Consider the following 16,579-nt stretch of genomic DNA (forward strand, 5'->3'; position numbering starts at 1 on the left):
CATGAGTACAAAAACAACAACAACCGCTCAAAAATTACAAATGACTGCCGAGGATTACGAAAATATGATTTTTGGATCATACGCAAGATGGTGCGAAAGCGTAACCATTAACGCTAGAGAGTTTCAAAAAGTAATAGCAAACTCGGCAGTCAATAAATGGTATTTAATGGAATATGCAAAATGTGAGGAAAAGTTTGCCACCATGACACAGCGCTATGATGAGAACATTCCAGTAAAGGATTATCAAACTTTTTATAACGACTGTACGTATGGCATGTTCAACATACGCCCAACAGCACTACTGCAGGAAATCAAAAAAACAAGAGCGGTGAGTTACCTCAAAGTTCACGGTGTAAAAATCCCAAGTCTAACATTCAATCAAAATTAACAATGAGCCCACAGCATCGAAAAAATAAAATAGCAGAACTAGAGCAATGGCTAAGAGATAATCCCAACCACGCCAACCGCACCACAATTGAAACCGATTTGCGCAAGCTAAAAGAACAACAACTAGGTAGAACCTACGAGCGTGACACCTTCGATTTAAGAAACCATAATTTCCACAGCAAATGAGAAACGAAGACATACACCAACGATTAGAAGATTTACACAACGTGCTCGTGTATTGCTCGGATTTGCAAAAACAAGGTCGCATTCATGTATTCAAAGTTGGGGAACGCATCTGCATCAATCAAGAGCGTGGCGCACTGCTTTCGCAATTATCCCACGCCAACAATGAAACCTTTAGCCACGAAGTCCGGGAGTATAAAATACCGGTAGCAATTGAGGCAAAAATCAAGTTCACCATCGAGAAGATACACGCCACGGGATGGGGCGGCTTTTCCTCCGATATAATTTTAAAATAAATGGAAACCAATAATATAACAGTAAAAGAAGCAATAATTATGAGTACAGCAACAATGGAAGCACCGGCAGTAGATTTAACCAAATTTTCACCTGCACAACTAAAAGCAGCATTACAGGCACAGGAAACTAAAAAAGACGCCGATAGAATCGCTTATAAGGAACTAGTTGAACAAACAGTACCGAAAGCCATTTTTAAACTCGCATTAGCATCTGAGGTGCTGTCTAATGCAAAAACAGAAGCGTTTCAGTACTTCGAGGATATCCTTAAACTAAAATCAGAAGTTTTTGGAGTAAAGGAAAAACAGCAATCCCACACGTTCTCTTTTGAAGGTGGCGAAGTACAAATAGGCTACCGCATTACTGACGGTTGGGACGATACGGTAAACGCCGGGATTGCTAAAGTAGAAAAATACATTAGCTCGCTTGCAAAAGATACGGAAACCGCTGCTTTGGTTGATATGGTTTTTAACCTATTGAAAAAAGACGCTAAAGGAAACCTAAAAGGTAGTCGAGTTTTAGAGCTGCAAAAATTAACAGCCAAATTCAGTGATGAAGAGTTTACCGATGGTGTTGACATCATAAGTAAATCATACAAGCCTGTGCGCTCGGTTTGGTTCGTTGAAGCGGCACTGATTGACGAAAACAAAAACAAAACTCCAATCCCTTTGTCTATGTCTGCGGTTGATTTTTCTAAAGGCTACAAGTTTGAGTTTTACAACGAAGTAATTGCAGAAACCAATGCACCAGAGTAATTCAGTAACGGCACTATTAGCAATCCTGCTAATAGTGCTCAACGGGAAAGCCATCGTTGAATATGTGATTTGGCTACGATTTAAGATAAGAACCACTTTTAAACAAATGGAAAATGAGCGTAACAATCAAGCCAATAACAGATCACGAACAATACGAGGTTAACGGTCATTTAGTATATAAAGATAGCTTGGATAACTGGACATGCAAACACGATTTATCCAGTAAAGAGTTAACCGCATTTAGAAATTACCAAAAATTAGTAATCAATAACAAAGCCTTTAAAAAACACACCAAGGCAACTTATAAAATTTATAAAAATGCCAGAAAAAAACAAAAAACAAGAAATTCAAATTCAGTTTCAAGCAAAAATTTTAAGCGCACTACAGTCCGTTTTTGACGAAGAAAGTGATTACTACATTGATGTTAATAAAGTGTCTAAAGAAGGGAATTTAAATGATTTGTTTCACGTCTTAGGGACAAGAGTACCACAACACATCTTTAGCAAAATCACGGGACAATCACCCGATCCGTTAGAGTTCAATCATATCTGTAACAAATTGATTTTTCAAGACAGAGAGGACAGCAAAAAATAATCTGGTTAGTTAATTCGGTTTCCCGAGTGAAAATGGCTTTTGCGGGTTCGAGTCCCGCCTCGGGAGCAAATTTAAAACAACAACAAAATGTATACAATAATCGAATTAGAAGATAACGGACAGGACTTTTTAGAATTAATTACAGACCAGGAAGGTGTAATCATTGACGCAAAACCTTTTCAAAAGGAAATTTGGGCGGGAGGAATAATTCCAATTGAGACAATGCTTGTCGTTGGCGAAGAGTTACCCCTTCACAAACCGCCACATATTAATTATGGCTTTTTAAATCACAAAGTAAAATCAATTAAAAAAGTTGACAGCTATGACAGCAACTAAAGCATACGTGTACGAGGGACAAGGTTCCGCAATTGACGACTACAACGCCCCAAAAAAGCAATTGCAAACCATTGTACAAGGTGGCAGAGGCCACGGCAAAAGCAACTGGGGATTGTTCGACAAAAATAATCAACAGCACAAAACAATCCTATCACTACTCCGTCAAGCACAATGGGTGGTACCCAATGGCAAATGGGGCGAAGTTCCAGACATTAATAGATTGAGCGAGTTTTTAAAAAGTGATAAATCACCAATTAACAAGCCTTTAAAAGACATGGAACCGGAAGAGGTTTCCAAGATAATAGAAGCTTTCAAAGGCATCGTAAAATCAAAGTACAAATGATAAAAAAGTTTTTAAACTCAATTTTCTACAGCATTCAAAAAAAGTTAAACGGCGGTAAAAGATGCTGCCCAAATGAAACAACATGGAGGTAATGGCAATAAAAATTCTTATAGGTATAGGACTAGTTATACTAGCATCAATTGGTTTTCTTACGGGTCTTTTTGTTGGAATTGCCAGCGCATTAGATGTTATGGACGCCGAACATAAAATAGAAAACGAAATAGATAATGACCGGTATTGTGCCGAGTATTCGAAGACTGAAAAACTTTATTGTTTTGATTGTGAAATTGAAATGCCTGTAAAAGTGAAAAAAGGTCGAGCGTTTTGCTCAAATTGTGGATTGATTCATTAATATGGAAAACTGTAATCATTCACTAACTAGAGTCAAAGTTTTAAAAGTAACAGCCACTTGCGAAACGACAGTGATTATTTGCGCTCATTGTAAAAAAGAATTAGAAAAACCTAAAACTGACTGTGCATGAAAATAGCTAAAGTAATATCCGAATGTAACGAGTGTGAATTCTGCGTTATCGCAGACAACCGCCGAGAAAGCAAAAGCAGTTTTGCTATATGTATGTTTCCCAATGCTCCTCATTTTTTGATTGCCGAAAGCCAAACGGGGGATATTTCACAACACACACTAACAATACCTGATAACTGTCCGCTTGAGGATTATAAAGAAACTCCAAAATGAAAATAGATTTAAAGCTAAATCCTGAAACTGCCCTAATAATAGCCGCCACAATAGAGGCGGTTTACAATACTAAAGCATTCACAAGAAGACACAAATCAACTTTATCAATTGCTATTGATGTTGCCGCTAAATTAGACGCAAAAGCGGTTCATATAAAAGCAAAAATGAACCTTTTTGATGCAAAAAAGAAAATTAAAGTCTCATTAAAGTTTCACGAAGCTGATATGTTAGAGTTGCTGTTAATTCAACAACTGGAGGGGGTTCAAGAACCATACATTAGGCAAGAAATTCAAAAAACAATCAATGAGTTAAACCAAAAATTAGCCTAATGAGTGGGTCAAGAGATTTAAAGAACCTCCCAAATTATATTATTATAGATGATATTGAAGAGGACAATAAAAGGACACCGGAGCAAATCGAAAAGCTCAAAAAAAACTACTTGTTATTTATTGAACTGTATTTTCCAAGGTACTCACAAAAATCAGTATCAAACATTTACCACCCACTTAAATCAAAAATTCGCATGAATAAAACAATCTACATCGCCGGGAAAGTAACCGGACTACCCGCAGAACCAACCGCACTAAAATTCAAAGAAGCCCAGGACGAACTCGAGGCAAAAGGCTTTGATGTCATAAACCCAATTGAGCTGATAAACAACCCAAAAGAAGACTGGGACGTGGCAATGAATAAGTGTCTTGAAGCTTTGGAGTTTTGCGACGCTATTTATATGCTGCCATGTTACACGGACAGCAAGGGCGCAATGATTGAGCACAGGACGGCCACCAAGTTAGGAATCCAAATTTACTACGAACTGGAAACAATTATTTAATGGAGCAACTAACTACCTACCGAGCCAAAGGAAAAGAAATAGGATTGATATTCCTATTTAAATACGATTTAAACGGCAATTTAAAGCTATTTGAAATCTGTGAGGGACAATTGAATGACGGACAAATGAAATGGCTATTTTCCGCCAATTTTCCTGCCAACGAAAGCATTATTCAAAGCGTTTGGATGAAACAAGAAAAATACACCAAAGTATTTATAATTGAAAAGTCAGTAGCCGATTTAAGTTTTGAAGCATTGTGGAATATTTATGGTTATAAGGAGTCGCGAAAAGATGCCGAAAAGTCCTTTGACAAGTTAACTGAAGCCGAAAAGATTAAATGTTTTATCCAAGTACCAAAATATAAAAAAAGGATAGCACAATCGAAAATTGCACAAGCTCTATTGGCAACATGGTTAAATAAGGAACGGTTTAACGATGAATACCAGGAAGCGGTACCCACAAAGAATTTTAACCCCATGATAGCCGATTTAGCAAAACGCAAAACCGACAGAAAAATTTAAAAACACCAAAAATGGCAAAACAATTTACTAAGGTTACTAAAACCTACTCCACAAAAAACAAGCTGCAGCTGCTAATTTTAAATGAGTTGAATACGGTCGACTGTATTCTCTTTAGCACTAAAAGTGAAGCAACCGAATATATAGTTCAATTGTACAAAAACGCATTATTAAAATATAAAGGTAACGCAGCGGTGCCAGAATTAAAAAGGCACGAATCAAGGCATCAAAGTATGTCTTTTTATGTTGACGATGTGATCAGTATTTCAATGTATAATGTAACAACCGACTTGTCATGATACTACCATTCAGTACACAACTTAACGGAAAGCCTACCTATTTTGTAGAGAAGATTTTAATAGGTATTGATAAATATATTGGAGTTTATCATACAGAATTATTTTTAAAGTCTTTTCAAGAAAAGTTTAAAAGTAAACCGCCAGCAAATTATAGTGCTAAAATCCACACCATCCGGGAAGATAAAAAAGACCGTTGGAAAGTGGGAACAGAAATCCATTTCTTTATTAATTGCCGTCAAAAAGATATGTTTCGGTTTGCCCCGGTTCTGCAAGTGGTAAGTGTTCAAAAAATAACAGTTTTATGGTATAGGCAAGAATGTAATGCATTTTTAGAATATAAATACACTTATAAAAATAGAAACGCAAGAGTGTATATTGATGGAGCTGCTATAAAAAAAGAAGCAATTGAGCAATTGTCTAAAAACGATGGCTTTGATACCCCGGAAGAGTTCTTTGAATACTTCAATGAAAATTTCACGGGTAAGTTGATTCATTGGACGGACTTAAAGTATTAAAAAGATGAGCATAAAATCAATAAATCAATCAGAAATTCAAGCAATCCATCATTTTTTAAGGTCTGCTATCTATGATTTCCATGCAATGAATTGCCAATCGGATGAGTTAATTATCAGTCTACCAAATTGGTTACAAATTATTTTAAGGAGTTATCCAATGGTTAATTATATAGACCATAATGCGGCAATACTATTGACACACTCAAAATATTTTGATATTCAAGTACAATCCCATTTTAAGGATGAAATAGTGGTTTTTTTTAAAGACTACCACATTAACCCCAGTTTTTTTACACCCGCCATTTACACAATTAATTTTTAGAATGAGGAAAACCGTAAGGAGCAATAAAACTAACTTAATACCTTTGAAATGATGCAAGAAATTTGGGAAGATCACCATCGAAAAATAAAAGAAATAGACCGGGCGTATAAACGCAATTTGAAAAGGTTGTTTATTATTGTAGGATTAATTTTAATTACAGTAGCAATCACTTTATAAATATTAACTAGATTTGGTATAACTTAAAAACAAAACTATGAAAAAAATTATCATTATGAGTACCCTTGGACTTATGATTGCAGGATCAGCATTTGCATATGATTATTACGGCAAAAAATGCACCGGTTCTAAAAGCTGTAATGCCTGTAAAAACTGTAAGTATTGCAAGCATTGTGCAAAAGATGGTGGTGAGTGTGGTGTTTGTAAATAAAATAACATTATGGATTTAACAAATGAACAAATAGAGCAAAAACGTCTCGAAGTAATAGCTAAGTTCAATAAACAATTTATTGATAATAATTTTAGCACAGACCCATATACGCATAAGGTGGTTGAGCTTTTGACTAGAGGTGCCAATCCTTATGAAATTATAGAATGGATACTTACTGCTAATCAGGAGCTTTTAAAAGAATTTGATAAGCTTATTAGGAATCAGCCACCGGCACCAATAACAATAGAAAAACAACCTTAAAAAATGAAATTATGAAAGTATTAAAATGGATTGGAATTGTAATTGTGGGTATTATCGTTTTGGGCTTATTATTACCTGACAGCGACAAAAAAACGGAGGGCAAAGCAGAAGTTGCCGAAACGTCAAAAGAAGATATTGAGGTAGTAAAATCGAGCGAAACAAACACCGAAATGATGAGAACCGTACATGTTGAAGTAAAAAACAACACGGATAAATTGTTGAACTCAGGGCAAATTAAAGTAATATATGAAGACGCAAAAGGCAATATTGTAGGAACCGGATTGGGAACAATATTAAATTTAGCATCAGGAGCATCAAAAGTAGTGGATTGTTTAGCAATGGATGTTGTTGGAGCTTCAACCTATAGAACTGAAGTAACTCCCTTAATGTATGAATAATAAATACTCTTAAATCAAAAGCCCACTCTAAAAAAGTGGGCTTTTTTTATTACAAAAAGGTTTATATATTTGTAACATGGCTAGAGATATTGAACTTCAAAATCAAAAAAAACAAGAAATTGTAGCTTACTTCAATAAGTTGAGTGCTGTTATGGAGTTTGGTGTCAAAAAATACACTATTGCCTATTGTACTGCCGCCGCTGCTCAAAAATTTTACTTACGTCCAAAAACTATTGAGACTTATATTTATCGTTAAACTTCAATAGTGCCATATAAGCCACTCTGATTGCCTACCGGCGGAACCTCTTCCCTAATTACTTCCATTTCCATTTGCTCAAATTTCAAGTTTTCGTACAATACACTTGCAGAATCGTCTGTCATGATTAATTCATAACGCTGTACGTATAGAATACCCGCTCCGCCCGTTTCTACGGGGTTAAAACCAGTACGGCGCATGTTGCTGTAATAATTGCCAAAAGTGGCGTGAAAACAGGCGTTTATCTTGGTCAGTAAATCAAGAAAATCAAGGGCCTTTTGTTGCTTCTTGCTTCCTTTTGCTGTATCAGCAAATGTTTCATAAAATAAATACACATCAACTTGTAAACGCAGTTCTTGTATTTTTTCTCCTTGGTCCTCTGCTGATAAAACTCGGTACCCAAAAAATACTGCAGGAGATTTAAACGGATGCTCATCGGCCATAAAGGAAACTTGCTCACTCCATAAATCGCTATGCTTTATTTCCGGTACATTATCGGTAACTCTAGTTTGGTGCTCTAGGTATAAGTTTTTTAAATCTTTCATATTTAAATAGGGTTTAACTGGCTTTGAATCGTTGTACAATCATTTTTTTAAACTTGGCATCAATCAGATTATTGAAGTAAACTGACTCACCCATGAATTGTCTTTTTGGGATATTTACAGTAAAATGCGTTTTCTTTGTCAAAGCCATTCCTTTGTATTTAGCCTGTCCGGTTTCTTTGTATTTGTACCAAAAAAACTTTCTCATTTTTGCCGTTACCGGAATGTTGATTGTTCCACCTTCATTGTGAATTTTGGCATATTTAGAATCTGAAGTGGCAACCACACGTTTAGTGCTGCTGCTTGATATTTTTACAGAATCCCGTAAAGCTCCGGTTTTAGTAAGTATCGCTCGACCACTATCAGCATCATTTTTCCGACCTTCCCACGGCACAATTGAACTGTCAAGGAAACCTTGTTTTTCAAAATTGCCCATTATAAAGTTGATCATCTCAACCTCTGCAATAGTCTGGGCGTCAATAATTAATTGCTTGCCAATTTGTTGAAAATTTGGGATTTTGTCTAACATGTTGAATATTTATATATCTTTGTACTATAACATGAGGGCGCGGATCAGTAATGATGCAAGCCCTCTCCCTTTTTTATAGCATTGCCTCTAATGCTTTGTACTCTTTTTTAAGTATATTATCTCTCGTTAATTCCACAGCCTTACCTTTTCGAATAAAGAAAACACGATCAATGTTTTTGCCTCTTGTAGCGCTGAACTTATTAGATAATTGTTTAGTGATATCGGCTAGTTTTACTTTCTTCAGGTTATCTAAATTGAACACTACTGAATAGTGATTTTTACCAATACCCATTTGTGTTTTAGCAGCATCAAAACCATTTGTAATCCCTTTTACGGATTGGATGCTTTTTAAGTCAGAATTCAAACCATTGATTTCATATTCGGGGTTTTTACGGTCTTTTATAAACTCGCTGTGCGCTTTTATTTTGACACTAACCCCCAATTCGTCTACCAGTGTTTTTGCGTATTTATGATTGATTTCAATATCATAAGGATCCGCCCAGGTGGATACTTCAAGCTCAGCTTTTTTGTTAGTGTGTACTAAATTATAATCCGGTTCTGCGAGCTTCAAGTTCTCAAAGCTTGCCTTGATTTTCTTAGCATCGGCAGCAGGAAATATAAAGTAAGGATGTTCCTCTTCATTAAATGTCATGTTGCTTTTGCCTACGTGTCCATGAAAGCCGGGCGTAGGTTCACCGGTTGCGGTTCCGGGTGTGGCCGGTTCATCTGTTTGAGTAACATAGCATCGACAACGCCACCCGTTTGGCGGGTACCATTTGTCCCAAAATGCATCATCTATAGGTTTGATTACATCGTGGAGCTGTCTATGCTCTTCACGAACTCGGTTGTCTTTTACCGTTTTGTATTTTAGGTTTGGATATAAAACTTTTTGATCGTTTATTTTTTGCCACTTCTCGGCCATTGCACCAGAACGATTTGCCGTTACAAACTCATTTTCGAGATATTGAACGTTGTACTCCTGGTTCACTTTCAAAGCTTCTTTTTTGAAGTCTGGAAACGATTTATTATTGCCTAAAAAGTAATTTATTTTAGCAAGTTCCTGAAAGGTTTTCGCACCCGAAAAGCGATACAAGTTTTGCTTGAGCTGTAGCTTGCTTTTGGCATTGGCAGTATAATCCAAAAATGAATCACCGTAACCGGTTTTCATAGATCCTTTTAAATCTCCTAAAATAGTCGTCAATAAATCGCCGTTTAGATCTGATGGTTTTAATTTTCCATCGTGCAACTGCTTGGCGATAGTCTCAATTAGTTTAGTATAATTAGTAAGTTCTACCGCCTCATAAACACTGTGATCATGGTCACAAACATGATCATAAAATGCTACAGTTTCGTTCTGTAAAAAGCTACTGGCTGTAACTTTTGAGACTTTTTTTTTTGAGTGCTTTCAAGCGTTGTTAATTGAGTGGTTGGCTCTTGTTTTAATCCAACAATCGGAATACCTGTTTTGTCAGTGATAAATTTAGTGTCCACCTCAAAACCTGCAGTAGATAGTTTACCCACCATTTCCACAATTTCTGCAGGTGTCATTTCTTTGGAATCGTCCCAATCGAAAGTATAATTTTTTAAGACTCCATAAACCGGGCTAATCAATTGCAAACGCCAAAGCAGCTCCGCATTGATTAAATCCTTAATATCAGTTTTATCGGCATCATGACGGTCATCAGATACATCCTGCATTACTTTCAAACTGCCATACGTTCCTTTGGCATTGGCATCGGTGGTACCATCTTGACCAAGTATTCTTTTGGTCATTTCAGAGTTCATGCGATCAATTAACTTATCGAATATCTCGTAAGAACTGGCACCAGAGGAATTCATTACCTCAATTTTCTCATTGCCTTTCAATACTGCCCAATGGTTACTTACCATATTAGCCATCATGTCTGCCAATTCATTCTCACGGCTTTCGCTATAACTGTCCGTTGTTACCCAACGTGGCGGAATGCCGTATTTCTCAACAAATTCTGCCCATGAAGCTTTTGCAAACTTCTTGGTCAAAGCATCGGGAGCAACATCTTTCAGTATTCCTAAATCCTTGTTTTTACCAATTTGGATATAATATGGTTTCAAAGGATCCTCTTTGTAAGAGTAGCCGGTTTCGTCACCGTTTTCTTTTACAATTAAACCTTTAAGCGGTAATATGTTTTCTTGCTCAATAGCATTAACGTTATCCAAGCCCATTGTTTCCGGGTTCAAGTCCCAAAGCTCCACAACCGTTGTGCCTCTAAACTTAGCCATGATAGCATGGTAAATAAAAGAGTTGAACCACGGTTGCTCAAACAATTTACTAATTTCTGAATTGGATTTCCCTGAGGCATCAACGAGCTTAAACTTAGATTGCTTTATTTTCAAAACACGGCTTTCAATCACTGACGCCAAATGACTGTCTAATAAAATGCTGTCGCAAAGCTCAATGTAGGGCTTGCGATTCGCATTTTCGGCCAGTTGTGCCAAGGTCAAAGCATCCTTCCATTTCTTGATGGTTTGCACGCTTAGCGACTTGCTTTTTGGTAAGATGATATTGGATGGTCTGTTTTCGTAGGTTTTACCCACTTTTGCTCCTTGTGCCATAAATTATAAATAAAGGTCTTCGTTTTTACTATTGCCCCAAAGGACTTGTTTGCGCTCCACGGCTTTCAATGGAAGCTCCGGGCTTTCGATTCCATCCCTAACATCATTGAGCCATTTAATCGCCCAATTGTAGTTGTCCTTAAAATCCGTTGGAATCTTTCGAGCAGCGTTTCTTTTCACCACAAAATAATTAACCAAAGCGGTTAACACCTGTTTAACTATGGGTTTGTCCTCATAATCAGATTCAGAAAACACCACGGCAGTATCAAACCGGCTACGCAGTTTACTTTTAATAAAAGCAATTTGTTGTAGCTCAATATTGTCCAGTGCGACCAAATCCTCCTGAACACTATCATCAATATAGTTTTCAAAAAGTTGTGTTTTTAAATCGTCTTCAGTTAAAAAAGATAGTGCCATTAATATACGTGTTTGCGTTCAACTCTTCCTGCCATTGGTCTACCCGGTGGCTTTGGTGGAATCCATTTTGATAAAAAGGTAATGCATTGCTCATCTGCATCCGGTGAGTCATCGTGACCAGTGTAACCGGGTTCTATGCCTAATAATAATGCGTTACCAACTATCGTGTCGTTATGCGATTTCATTTTTTCATTATACCAAACCCTATTGTTTTGGTAGAAACTGTATTGTGAAATAATTCGGCTTTCTTTTTTGCCTTTAGGAATGTTTACCTGTGTAAGCCTTAGATCAATGCTTTTTTCCTCTTCTACCTTTTCAATAACTTCTTTTACGGCATCATTCCAAAATTGGGACTCAAATCGCCAAAGTATTTTTGCTCCGTCTGGTAGCCATTTTTGATAATCTGCCATAAACTCCACAGCAGGCTTCATTTTGGACTTTTTTACATAACTAGTGATGTAGTAAAACTGTTTTTCTTTTAGCCCCCAAATCCTTACAGCGTTGTAATCGGCTTTTGGATTACCGGAGTAGGCAATATCCCAATGCCCTACAATACATTCAAAGTGATCTATTCTGGGTAAAGCAGTCCACTGTATGTCTTCAGGTTTCCAATATTTACCCTCTACGTGTGGCTCCTGATTGTATTCTGATTGAGCTGCTAATATGTCATCGTCTTCAATTTCCTTATAGTAGTTCTTATCATACTTTTGATGCCAACGTGGTTTGTATGTAACGGAGTCGTACGCTTTGACATGATGAACACGCCATTTTGGATGCCTTGCTTGTAGTTTCTTTTGAATCATTATGGGCGCAAAAGCATTATTTGCCTGCATAAATCTTCTAGTTTCACCATCCATAGTAGGAATCAATGAGCGCTCAATCCAAGTTACAAGTGTGTCCTGATTCTTTTCGTTACTGATGGTTTCCTTACTTTCAATATCATCCACACAAATGTAGTTTGGACGCAAAGGACCAACTCTTAAACCCCTACAGTTTTGCCCTATTCCTAAAGCTTGACCAATGAATTTACCATCTTTAGTTTGCCATAATTTTTCATCCCAACCTCCAAACTTTTTTTGCTCTCCAAAATCTGCAATGATTTGAGTATTATTTTCAAATTCAAGCCTTAAATCTTCCAGTAATTGAGTGGCTTTACTTGCGTTGGTTCCAATGATAACCATGTACACCTTTTCATCATTTAGCCAAAGCCAAAACGGCAATAAGGTATTGCACACAACGGACTTAGCCAACCCACGACCCCATTCACAAAAGCCTCGAAAGTTTTTATCTTTCTTAACCCATTTTGCGTATTCTATATGGAAATCGGGAGTTTCAAACGTAGCATAATGCGGAAAGTACCTTTGAACCATAAAAGGAAAATCTTTCTTTGCCCTTTCTATAGCGGCTTTTCTTTCCTCTTTTGATTCGTTTGGATTTCCTTTACCGTCAGATGCACGAATGAGTTTTATCTTCGCGAGTATCCTTTCTTTAGCTATTTTGTCAGCTACTTTCATTAGTCTGCGTCTAGAACTTTGTTTTCGGCCGTGTGATTTATTTTGTTTGTATTAAAGTCATAAAAAAGACCCGTTATCACTTTTACGCGATACCGTTTTCCGTACAATTTTTTTTCTTTAATGATTTGCCCTATGTGAAATCCACACCCTTTTTTTAGAAGATGCGCACCAATTTGTAATTGCCATTCTTTGGCTGAGGCTCTATTGAGCAATAAGTTTAATATGAGTTTAAACATAATTTAATTAGTATTTAAGGGCTAGTTCGTTTGTATGATTTTCAAAAAATTCTAATAACACTAAATGATGTTTTGGTTCAATTTTAGCAATCATGTCGCTCATAATTAAATCCATCACATTTATATAAGTGTTGTACGGAATTCGGTGTTCTTTTTCAAAGCCGTCTTTGGTTTTGTTGAGTTTGGCAATAGCATCTACAAGCTTTGTTTTCTGGTCCTGTTTAGCTTCGGGATCGTTTTCCATTTCAACAAGCTTTTCGGCATACGCATCAATCAGGTTGTTGATATTCAATAAACCATTTTGAGCAGAACCCAGTAACGCATTCCTACGTTCTTTCCACTTGAATTTTTCAACCCAATCGCCTACAGTTTTTTCACTGACGCCAACTAATTGGGCAATGTCCTTGGCAGTTCTTTTGCCTTTGATGTATAAATCCTCTGCGAGCTTTTGCTCTCTAATTTTTGCCATTGATGCTCTGATTATCTCACAAAATTGCATAATCATTACCTAATCAACCGCAGTCAATTTCTAATATCGGGAATGCGCTCCTAGTCAACAGGATTACACTCCTTATGATAGAATTATGATTTTTTTACCCTCTCTTTTTACCCAAATTTTGTCATCTCAATAATTCATTTATCCACATGAAAACAGTAATAATCTAAATGACGAACACATGTAAACATATATGCATTGTAGGTTCCGGTGGAGCCGGTGTAACTGCTGCGGCTTTTGCTGCAATAGCACACGACTATCCTCTTGTTATAACTGCTGAGGCAAAAGAAAACAAAGCCTATTTGAGTATTACAGGCGTAATCTATGAGTGGAATAATTCAGCCGAAGCAATTACCAGGAGAATAGATGAGTTTCTAGCGGAAGGAATTCAAGATGTACACGTTTATTTGAATGGTCCGGGTGGTGATGTTTTTCAAGCTGCCGAAATAGAAAACCAAATCCAAAGATTTCCGGGTTCTAAAACAGGAACTGCGGGAGCACTTCTAGCATCTGCCTACACCAAAATTGCAATTTCATTAGACAGTTGCGAGCAAGCCGAAAACGGACAATTCATGTACCATAAGCCGTCTGGAAGATTAAGCGGCAATGAGGATGCAATTGCGTCCGGTTTAAAGTTGCTTCAAAATATGTCTATCCAATACAAAGAAGCTTATGCCGCCAAAACAGGAATTACAGCTGAAGTAATTGAAGCCAATTGGAAAACGGGCGATGTTTGGCTTTCGGCTAAAGAAGCCGTAGCGCAAAAGTTTATTACCGGCATTACTAAAAATGCTGCGATTACTAAAGAGACCAAAGCTTTATTTAAGGCGTGCGGTTCTCCTAATATTCCACGAATTACAAATCACACAAAACCTTTAAAAACAATGGATCCAAAACTCCTTGCTCTATCCTTAGGGCTTCCAGAAGACGCTTCTGAAGAAACAATCAAAGCAACGATTAAAGCAAATCGTGACGCAGCTGCGGAAGTAGTTGCCTTGAAAGCCGAAAAGGCAAACAAAGAAGGAATTGAAGCTAACGCCAAAATCGAAACTTTGATTAACGGTGCAATTGCCACTAAAAAAGTAAACGCTGCTCAAGGCGAAAGCTTGAAAACTTGGGCTAAGACTGACTTTTCAGGATGCGAAAGTTACATCAATGGGTTAACGGCTCTTGGTAAAGTATCAGCAGCTATTGTTCCGGGCTCGGAAGGAAAAATAAAAGCTTTTGCAGACATGAGCGAAGCCGAACAACAAACCTTATCTGCGGAAGATCCTGAAGCATTCAAAGCGGCTTATGTAGCCTCATTGGAAAAATAAAAGAAAAAGAAAAAGAAAAAACATAGACATACAAAATCAGGCTAAAGAGCCATGAGCAGTAGCCTGATTTTTTTAAAAGTTAGTAAAACCCAATAATTAGAAACATGAAAAACAAATTTGGAATAATCTTCGGATTAGTATTAATGGTGTTAGCAGTAGCTACAGGCTTTGCAAAAGAGCATCCAAAAGGAGTTGCAATGGCAGCCGTAACCATCGTTGATGGTGATTTATTGAATGAATTGAACGAGAAGTTCATTTTAACAAAGTTCAGAAGTTTAGGCACATGGTTGTCTGAAGTAACAAGTAAGGACAGCTGGGTGGGTAATAACGCCATAAAAATACCAAAACGTAAAGGCGATTCCGCACCGATTGTATTAATTAACAATACGGTGTACCCAATGGTATCAAGCGGAAGAGATGACGAAAAAGTTGTTGTTTCCCTTAATAAATATTCTACCGAAAACAGACACGTAACACAAGATGAGCTTTATGCTATTGCTTACGATAAAGAGGGGGATATTAATATGGAGTTGAAAGAAGAGCTTGAAATCAAAGTAACTGAACATGCTTTATATTCTATTTCTCCGGTTTCTAATTCCGCAAGTACTCCGGTTCTTGAAACTTCAGGAGCTGCCGATGGAACCCGTAAGAGATTGTCTAAAGCAGATGTAATCAGGTTGAAAGCCGCATTAGATGCAGGTTCCGTGCCAAAAACAGGCCGTATCTGGGTAATGAGCTCCACACATGCTAATGACTTATTATTAGAAGATGCCGCCTTTGAAAAAGGGTACCATAACAGAGTAGATGGAACTATTTCCATTAACTACTATGGTTTCAAAATTTACGAAGAGGTTTATACACCAACATACCATGCCACCACAAAAGCAAAATTGGCTTTTGATAGTGTAACTGCAGGTAGAACATCCTCTATTATTTTCCACAAATCAAGCTGTGTAAAAGCAAAAGGAACGGTTGAACGTTTCTCCAGAGATAAAAAAGCAGATCCGGAAAACAGAAAATCTGTAGTAGGATATGACTTGTACTTTGGATGTTTTGCAATCCAAGACCAAGGTTTGGCAGCAATCATTGATGGTGTAGTAGCATAAACTAATAATCCCCGTTTCGGCGGGGATATTAATACAAAAGTCCAATGAGGAATATAAAGTATATAGCCGTGCATTGCACCGCCACAGCCCAAACGGCAACTGTTGAAAACATTCAAAAATATTGGCGTGAACATCTTGGATGGCAAATGCCCGGCTACCACTTTATAATTAAGGCTAATGGTGAAATAGCTCACTTGTTAGATATTGAAAAAGTATCGAATGGTGTAAAAGGGTTCAACTCTGAAACGATTAACATTTCTTATATAGGAGGTGTTGATTCTAAGAACAACGCAAAAGATACTAGAACGCCTGAGCAAAAAGCAACTCTTTTAAAATTGTTAAGAGAGATGAAAAATAAGTTTCCAAAAGCCATAATTCAAGGACATAGAGACTTTCCAAATGTCGCTAAAGCCTGTCCGAGTTTTGACGCTAAAAACGAGTACAAAAATCTATAAG

At 37.1% G+C, this 16,579-nt stretch carries 31 protein-coding genes; 23 read left to right on the forward strand and 8 right to left on the reverse strand.

The window, feature by feature from the left end:
• The first annotated feature begins 1 nt into the window (after position 1).
• The 20 genes from ACFX5D_RS13245 to ACFX5D_RS13340 all read left to right on the forward strand — a co-directional run bounded on the left by ACFX5D_RS13245 (position 2) and on the right by ACFX5D_RS13340 (position 7,375).
• Positions 2-388 carry a hypothetical protein gene (locus ACFX5D_RS13245; protein ID WP_379858681.1) on the forward strand — a complete coding sequence of 129 codons (387 nt, stop codon included), beginning with the start codon at positions 2-4 and terminating at the stop codon, positions 386-388.
• 2 nt (positions 389-390) lie between these two features.
• Complete coding sequence (locus ACFX5D_RS13250) at positions 391-573, forward strand: hypothetical protein (RefSeq protein ID WP_379858683.1); 183 nt, start codon at positions 391-393, stop codon at positions 571-573.
• Positions 570-866: a hypothetical protein gene (locus tag ACFX5D_RS13255; RefSeq protein WP_379858685.1), complete on the forward strand. Its 297-nt coding sequence runs from the start codon at positions 570-572 to the stop codon at positions 864-866. Before ACFX5D_RS13250 ends, ACFX5D_RS13255 begins: the two co-directional genes overlap by 4 nt.
• Positions 867-1,619: a DUF3164 family protein gene (locus ACFX5D_RS13260; protein ID WP_379858686.1), complete on the forward strand. Its 753-nt coding sequence runs from the start codon at positions 867-869 to the stop codon at positions 1,617-1,619.
• A 318-nt stretch (positions 1,620-1,937) separates the two neighbouring features.
• A complete protein-coding gene (locus ACFX5D_RS13265; protein ID WP_379858688.1) occupies positions 1,938-2,213 on the forward strand; it encodes a hypothetical protein in 276 nt (91 codons plus the stop codon).
• An 87-nt stretch (positions 2,214-2,300) separates the two neighbouring features.
• Positions 2,301-2,549 (forward strand): hypothetical protein, encoded by a 249-nt coding sequence (locus ACFX5D_RS13270; protein ID WP_379858689.1) that lies wholly within the window; start codon positions 2,301-2,303, stop codon positions 2,547-2,549.
• Positions 2,536-2,892, forward strand: coding sequence for a hypothetical protein (locus ACFX5D_RS13275; protein ID WP_379858690.1), 357 nt, complete (start codon positions 2,536-2,538; stop codon positions 2,890-2,892). The genes ACFX5D_RS13270 and ACFX5D_RS13275 overlap by 14 nt, the downstream gene beginning before the upstream one ends.
• A gap of 91 nt (positions 2,893-2,983) precedes the next feature.
• Positions 2,984-3,244: a hypothetical protein gene (locus ACFX5D_RS13280; RefSeq protein WP_379858691.1), complete on the forward strand. Its 261-nt coding sequence runs from the start codon at positions 2,984-2,986 to the stop codon at positions 3,242-3,244.
• A 126-nt stretch (positions 3,245-3,370) separates the two neighbouring features.
• The gene (locus tag ACFX5D_RS13285; protein WP_379858692.1) at positions 3,371-3,586 is read left to right on the forward strand and encodes a hypothetical protein; all 216 of its coding nucleotides are present in this window, start codon (positions 3,371-3,373) and stop codon (positions 3,584-3,586) included.
• The gene (locus ACFX5D_RS13290; RefSeq protein WP_379858694.1) at positions 3,583-3,915 is read left to right on the forward strand and encodes a hypothetical protein; all 333 of its coding nucleotides are present in this window, start codon (positions 3,583-3,585) and stop codon (positions 3,913-3,915) included. The genes ACFX5D_RS13285 and ACFX5D_RS13290 overlap by 4 nt, the downstream gene beginning before the upstream one ends.
• Entirely contained in the window at positions 3,915-4,418 is a 504-nt protein-coding gene (locus ACFX5D_RS13295) for a DUF4406 domain-containing protein (RefSeq protein ID WP_379858696.1), read from the forward strand. Before ACFX5D_RS13290 ends, ACFX5D_RS13295 begins: the two co-directional genes overlap by 1 nt.
• On the forward strand, positions 4,418-4,939 hold the full coding sequence (locus ACFX5D_RS13300) for a hypothetical protein (RefSeq protein WP_379858697.1): 522 nt from the start codon (positions 4,418-4,420) through the stop codon (positions 4,937-4,939). Before ACFX5D_RS13295 ends, ACFX5D_RS13300 begins: the two co-directional genes overlap by 1 nt.
• Before the next feature lie 11 nt (positions 4,940-4,950).
• On the forward strand, positions 4,951-5,235 hold the full coding sequence (locus tag ACFX5D_RS13305; RefSeq protein ID WP_379858698.1) for a hypothetical protein: 285 nt from the start codon (positions 4,951-4,953) through the stop codon (positions 5,233-5,235).
• Entirely contained in the window at positions 5,232-5,750 is a 519-nt protein-coding gene (locus ACFX5D_RS13310) for a hypothetical protein (RefSeq protein WP_379858699.1), read from the forward strand. Before ACFX5D_RS13305 ends, ACFX5D_RS13310 begins: the two co-directional genes overlap by 4 nt.
• 4 nt (positions 5,751-5,754) lie before the next feature.
• Complete coding sequence (locus ACFX5D_RS13315) at positions 5,755-6,072, forward strand: hypothetical protein (protein WP_379858700.1); 318 nt, start codon at positions 5,755-5,757, stop codon at positions 6,070-6,072.
• A 48-nt stretch (positions 6,073-6,120) separates the two neighbouring features.
• Positions 6,121-6,249 (forward strand): hypothetical protein, encoded by a 129-nt coding sequence (locus ACFX5D_RS13320; RefSeq protein ID WP_379858701.1) that lies wholly within the window; start codon positions 6,121-6,123, stop codon positions 6,247-6,249.
• 55 nt (positions 6,250-6,304) lie between these two features.
• A complete protein-coding gene (locus tag ACFX5D_RS13325) occupies positions 6,305-6,460 on the forward strand; it encodes a hypothetical protein (RefSeq protein WP_379858702.1) in 156 nt (51 codons plus the stop codon).
• Between the two features lie 9 nt (positions 6,461-6,469).
• Positions 6,470-6,721, forward strand: coding sequence for a hypothetical protein (locus ACFX5D_RS13330; protein WP_379858703.1), 252 nt, complete (start codon positions 6,470-6,472; stop codon positions 6,719-6,721).
• 11 nt (positions 6,722-6,732) lie between these two features.
• Complete coding sequence (locus tag ACFX5D_RS13335) at positions 6,733-7,119, forward strand: FxLYD domain-containing protein (RefSeq protein ID WP_379858704.1); 387 nt, start codon at positions 6,733-6,735, stop codon at positions 7,117-7,119.
• Between the two features lie 76 nt (positions 7,120-7,195).
• Positions 7,196-7,375, forward strand: coding sequence for a hypothetical protein (locus tag ACFX5D_RS13340; RefSeq protein ID WP_379858705.1), 180 nt, complete (start codon positions 7,196-7,198; stop codon positions 7,373-7,375).
• Here the strand turns inward: ACFX5D_RS13340 and ACFX5D_RS13345 are convergent.
• From ACFX5D_RS13345 to ACFX5D_RS13380, 8 genes are all read right to left on the reverse strand, one after another.
• Positions 7,372-7,959 carry a hypothetical protein gene (locus tag ACFX5D_RS13345; RefSeq protein ID WP_379858706.1) on the reverse strand — a complete coding sequence of 196 codons (588 nt, stop codon included), beginning with the start codon at positions 7,957-7,959 and terminating at the stop codon, positions 7,372-7,374. The genes ACFX5D_RS13340 and ACFX5D_RS13345 overlap by 4 nt on opposite strands.
• Entirely contained in the window at positions 7,934-8,446 is a 513-nt protein-coding gene (locus ACFX5D_RS13350) for a phage virion morphogenesis family protein (RefSeq protein WP_379858707.1), read from the reverse strand. The genes ACFX5D_RS13345 and ACFX5D_RS13350 overlap by 26 nt, the downstream gene beginning before the upstream one ends.
• 73 nt (positions 8,447-8,519) lie before the next feature.
• Positions 8,520-9,692, reverse strand: coding sequence for a phage minor head protein (locus tag ACFX5D_RS13355; RefSeq protein WP_379858708.1), 1,173 nt, complete (start codon positions 9,690-9,692; stop codon positions 8,520-8,522).
• Positions 9,693-9,787: 95 nt separating this feature from the next.
• Positions 9,788-11,038, reverse strand: a complete 1,251-nt coding sequence (locus tag ACFX5D_RS13360; RefSeq protein ID WP_379858709.1) for a phage portal protein family protein — start codon at positions 11,036-11,038, stop codon at positions 9,788-9,790.
• Between the two features lie 3 nt (positions 11,039-11,041).
• On the reverse strand, positions 11,042-11,455 hold the full coding sequence (locus ACFX5D_RS13365) for a DUF1320 family protein (RefSeq protein ID WP_126568816.1): 414 nt from the start codon (positions 11,453-11,455) through the stop codon (positions 11,042-11,044).
• Entirely contained in the window at positions 11,455-12,969 is a 1,515-nt protein-coding gene (locus tag ACFX5D_RS13370; protein WP_379858710.1) for a hypothetical protein, read from the reverse strand. Before ACFX5D_RS13370 ends, ACFX5D_RS13365 begins: the two co-directional genes overlap by 1 nt.
• Positions 12,969-13,205, reverse strand: coding sequence for a hypothetical protein (locus ACFX5D_RS13375; RefSeq protein ID WP_379858711.1), 237 nt, complete (start codon positions 13,203-13,205; stop codon positions 12,969-12,971). The genes ACFX5D_RS13370 and ACFX5D_RS13375 overlap by 1 nt, the downstream gene beginning before the upstream one ends.
• A gap of 7 nt (positions 13,206-13,212) precedes the next feature.
• Complete coding sequence (locus ACFX5D_RS13380) at positions 13,213-13,674, reverse strand: terminase gpP N-terminus-related DNA-binding protein (protein WP_158614927.1); 462 nt, start codon at positions 13,672-13,674, stop codon at positions 13,213-13,215.
• 197 nt (positions 13,675-13,871) lie between these two features.
• Here ACFX5D_RS13380 and ACFX5D_RS13385 point away from each other — a divergent pair, with 197 nt between their 5' ends.
• The 3 genes from ACFX5D_RS13385 to ACFX5D_RS13395 all read left to right on the forward strand — a co-directional run bounded on the left by ACFX5D_RS13385 (position 13,872) and on the right by ACFX5D_RS13395 (position 16,578).
• Positions 13,872-15,017: an ATP-dependent Clp protease proteolytic subunit gene (locus tag ACFX5D_RS13385; RefSeq protein WP_379858712.1), complete on the forward strand. Its 1,146-nt coding sequence runs from the start codon at positions 13,872-13,874 to the stop codon at positions 15,015-15,017.
• A gap of 104 nt (positions 15,018-15,121) precedes the next feature.
• A complete protein-coding gene (locus ACFX5D_RS13390; protein ID WP_379858713.1) occupies positions 15,122-16,123 on the forward strand; it encodes a hypothetical protein in 1,002 nt (333 codons plus the stop codon).
• 44 nt (positions 16,124-16,167) lie between these two features.
• Positions 16,168-16,578 (forward strand): N-acetylmuramoyl-L-alanine amidase, encoded by a 411-nt coding sequence (locus tag ACFX5D_RS13395; RefSeq protein WP_379858714.1) that lies wholly within the window; start codon positions 16,168-16,170, stop codon positions 16,576-16,578.
• Position 16,579: the final 1 nt, after the last annotated feature.

This window comes from Flavobacterium fructosi, assembly GCF_042787335.1.
GTDB lineage: Bacteria > Bacteroidota > Bacteroidia > Flavobacteriales > Flavobacteriaceae > Flavobacterium > Flavobacterium fructosi.

Coding starts and splice junctions, on each gene's coding strand:
- ACFX5D_RS13385 (WP_379858712.1), top strand. CDS start 13,872: ATGACGAACACATGTAAACATATATGCATTGTAGGTTCCGGTGGAGCC.
- ACFX5D_RS13395 (WP_379858714.1), top strand. CDS start 16,168: ATGAGGAATATAAAGTATATAGCCGTGCATTGCACCGCCACAGCCCAA.
- ACFX5D_RS13250 (WP_379858683.1), top strand. CDS start 391: ATGAGCCCACAGCATCGAAAAAATAAAATAGCAGAACTAGAGCAATGG.
- ACFX5D_RS13350 (WP_379858707.1), bottom strand. CDS start 8,446: ATGTTAGACAAAATCCCAAATTTTCAACAAATTGGCAAGCAATTAATT.
- ACFX5D_RS13335 (WP_379858704.1), top strand. CDS start 6,733: ATGAAAGTATTAAAATGGATTGGAATTGTAATTGTGGGTATTATCGTT.
- ACFX5D_RS13285 (WP_379858692.1), top strand. CDS start 3,371: ATGAAAATAGCTAAAGTAATATCCGAATGTAACGAGTGTGAATTCTGC.
- ACFX5D_RS13360 (WP_379858709.1), bottom strand. CDS start 11,038: ATGGCACAAGGAGCAAAAGTGGGTAAAACCTACGAAAACAGACCATCC.
- ACFX5D_RS13245 (WP_379858681.1), top strand. CDS start 2: ATGAGTACAAAAACAACAACAACCGCTCAAAAATTACAAATGACTGCC.
- ACFX5D_RS13270 (WP_379858689.1), top strand. CDS start 2,301: ATGTATACAATAATCGAATTAGAAGATAACGGACAGGACTTTTTAGAA.
- ACFX5D_RS13330 (WP_379858703.1), top strand. CDS start 6,470: ATGGATTTAACAAATGAACAAATAGAGCAAAAACGTCTCGAAGTAATA.
- ACFX5D_RS13275 (WP_379858690.1), top strand. CDS start 2,536: ATGACAGCAACTAAAGCATACGTGTACGAGGGACAAGGTTCCGCAATT.
- ACFX5D_RS13265 (WP_379858688.1), top strand. CDS start 1,938: ATGCCAGAAAAAAACAAAAAACAAGAAATTCAAATTCAGTTTCAAGCA.
- ACFX5D_RS13365 (WP_126568816.1), bottom strand. CDS start 11,455: ATGGCACTATCTTTTTTAACTGAAGACGATTTAAAAACACAACTTTTT.
- ACFX5D_RS13260 (WP_379858686.1), top strand. CDS start 867: ATGGAAACCAATAATATAACAGTAAAAGAAGCAATAATTATGAGTACA.
- ACFX5D_RS13325 (WP_379858702.1), top strand. CDS start 6,305: ATGAGTACCCTTGGACTTATGATTGCAGGATCAGCATTTGCATATGAT.
- ACFX5D_RS13315 (WP_379858700.1), top strand. CDS start 5,755: ATGAGCATAAAATCAATAAATCAATCAGAAATTCAAGCAATCCATCAT.
- ACFX5D_RS13255 (WP_379858685.1), top strand. CDS start 570: ATGAGAAACGAAGACATACACCAACGATTAGAAGATTTACACAACGTG.
- ACFX5D_RS13390 (WP_379858713.1), top strand. CDS start 15,122: ATGAAAAACAAATTTGGAATAATCTTCGGATTAGTATTAATGGTGTTA.
- ACFX5D_RS13290 (WP_379858694.1), top strand. CDS start 3,583: ATGAAAATAGATTTAAAGCTAAATCCTGAAACTGCCCTAATAATAGCC.
- ACFX5D_RS13370 (WP_379858710.1), bottom strand. CDS start 12,969: ATGAAAGTAGCTGACAAAATAGCTAAAGAAAGGATACTCGCGAAGATA.
- ACFX5D_RS13375 (WP_379858711.1), bottom strand. CDS start 13,205: ATGTTTAAACTCATATTAAACTTATTGCTCAATAGAGCCTCAGCCAAA.
- ACFX5D_RS13320 (WP_379858701.1), top strand. CDS start 6,121: ATGATGCAAGAAATTTGGGAAGATCACCATCGAAAAATAAAAGAAATA.
- ACFX5D_RS13280 (WP_379858691.1), top strand. CDS start 2,984: ATGGCAATAAAAATTCTTATAGGTATAGGACTAGTTATACTAGCATCA.
- ACFX5D_RS13310 (WP_379858699.1), top strand. CDS start 5,232: ATGATACTACCATTCAGTACACAACTTAACGGAAAGCCTACCTATTTT.
- ACFX5D_RS13305 (WP_379858698.1), top strand. CDS start 4,951: ATGGCAAAACAATTTACTAAGGTTACTAAAACCTACTCCACAAAAAAC.
- ACFX5D_RS13340 (WP_379858705.1), top strand. CDS start 7,196: ATGGCTAGAGATATTGAACTTCAAAATCAAAAAAAACAAGAAATTGTA.
- ACFX5D_RS13380 (WP_158614927.1), bottom strand. CDS start 13,674: ATGGCAAAAATTAGAGAGCAAAAGCTCGCAGAGGATTTATACATCAAA.
- ACFX5D_RS13295 (WP_379858696.1), top strand. CDS start 3,915: ATGAGTGGGTCAAGAGATTTAAAGAACCTCCCAAATTATATTATTATA.
- ACFX5D_RS13300 (WP_379858697.1), top strand. CDS start 4,418: ATGGAGCAACTAACTACCTACCGAGCCAAAGGAAAAGAAATAGGATTG.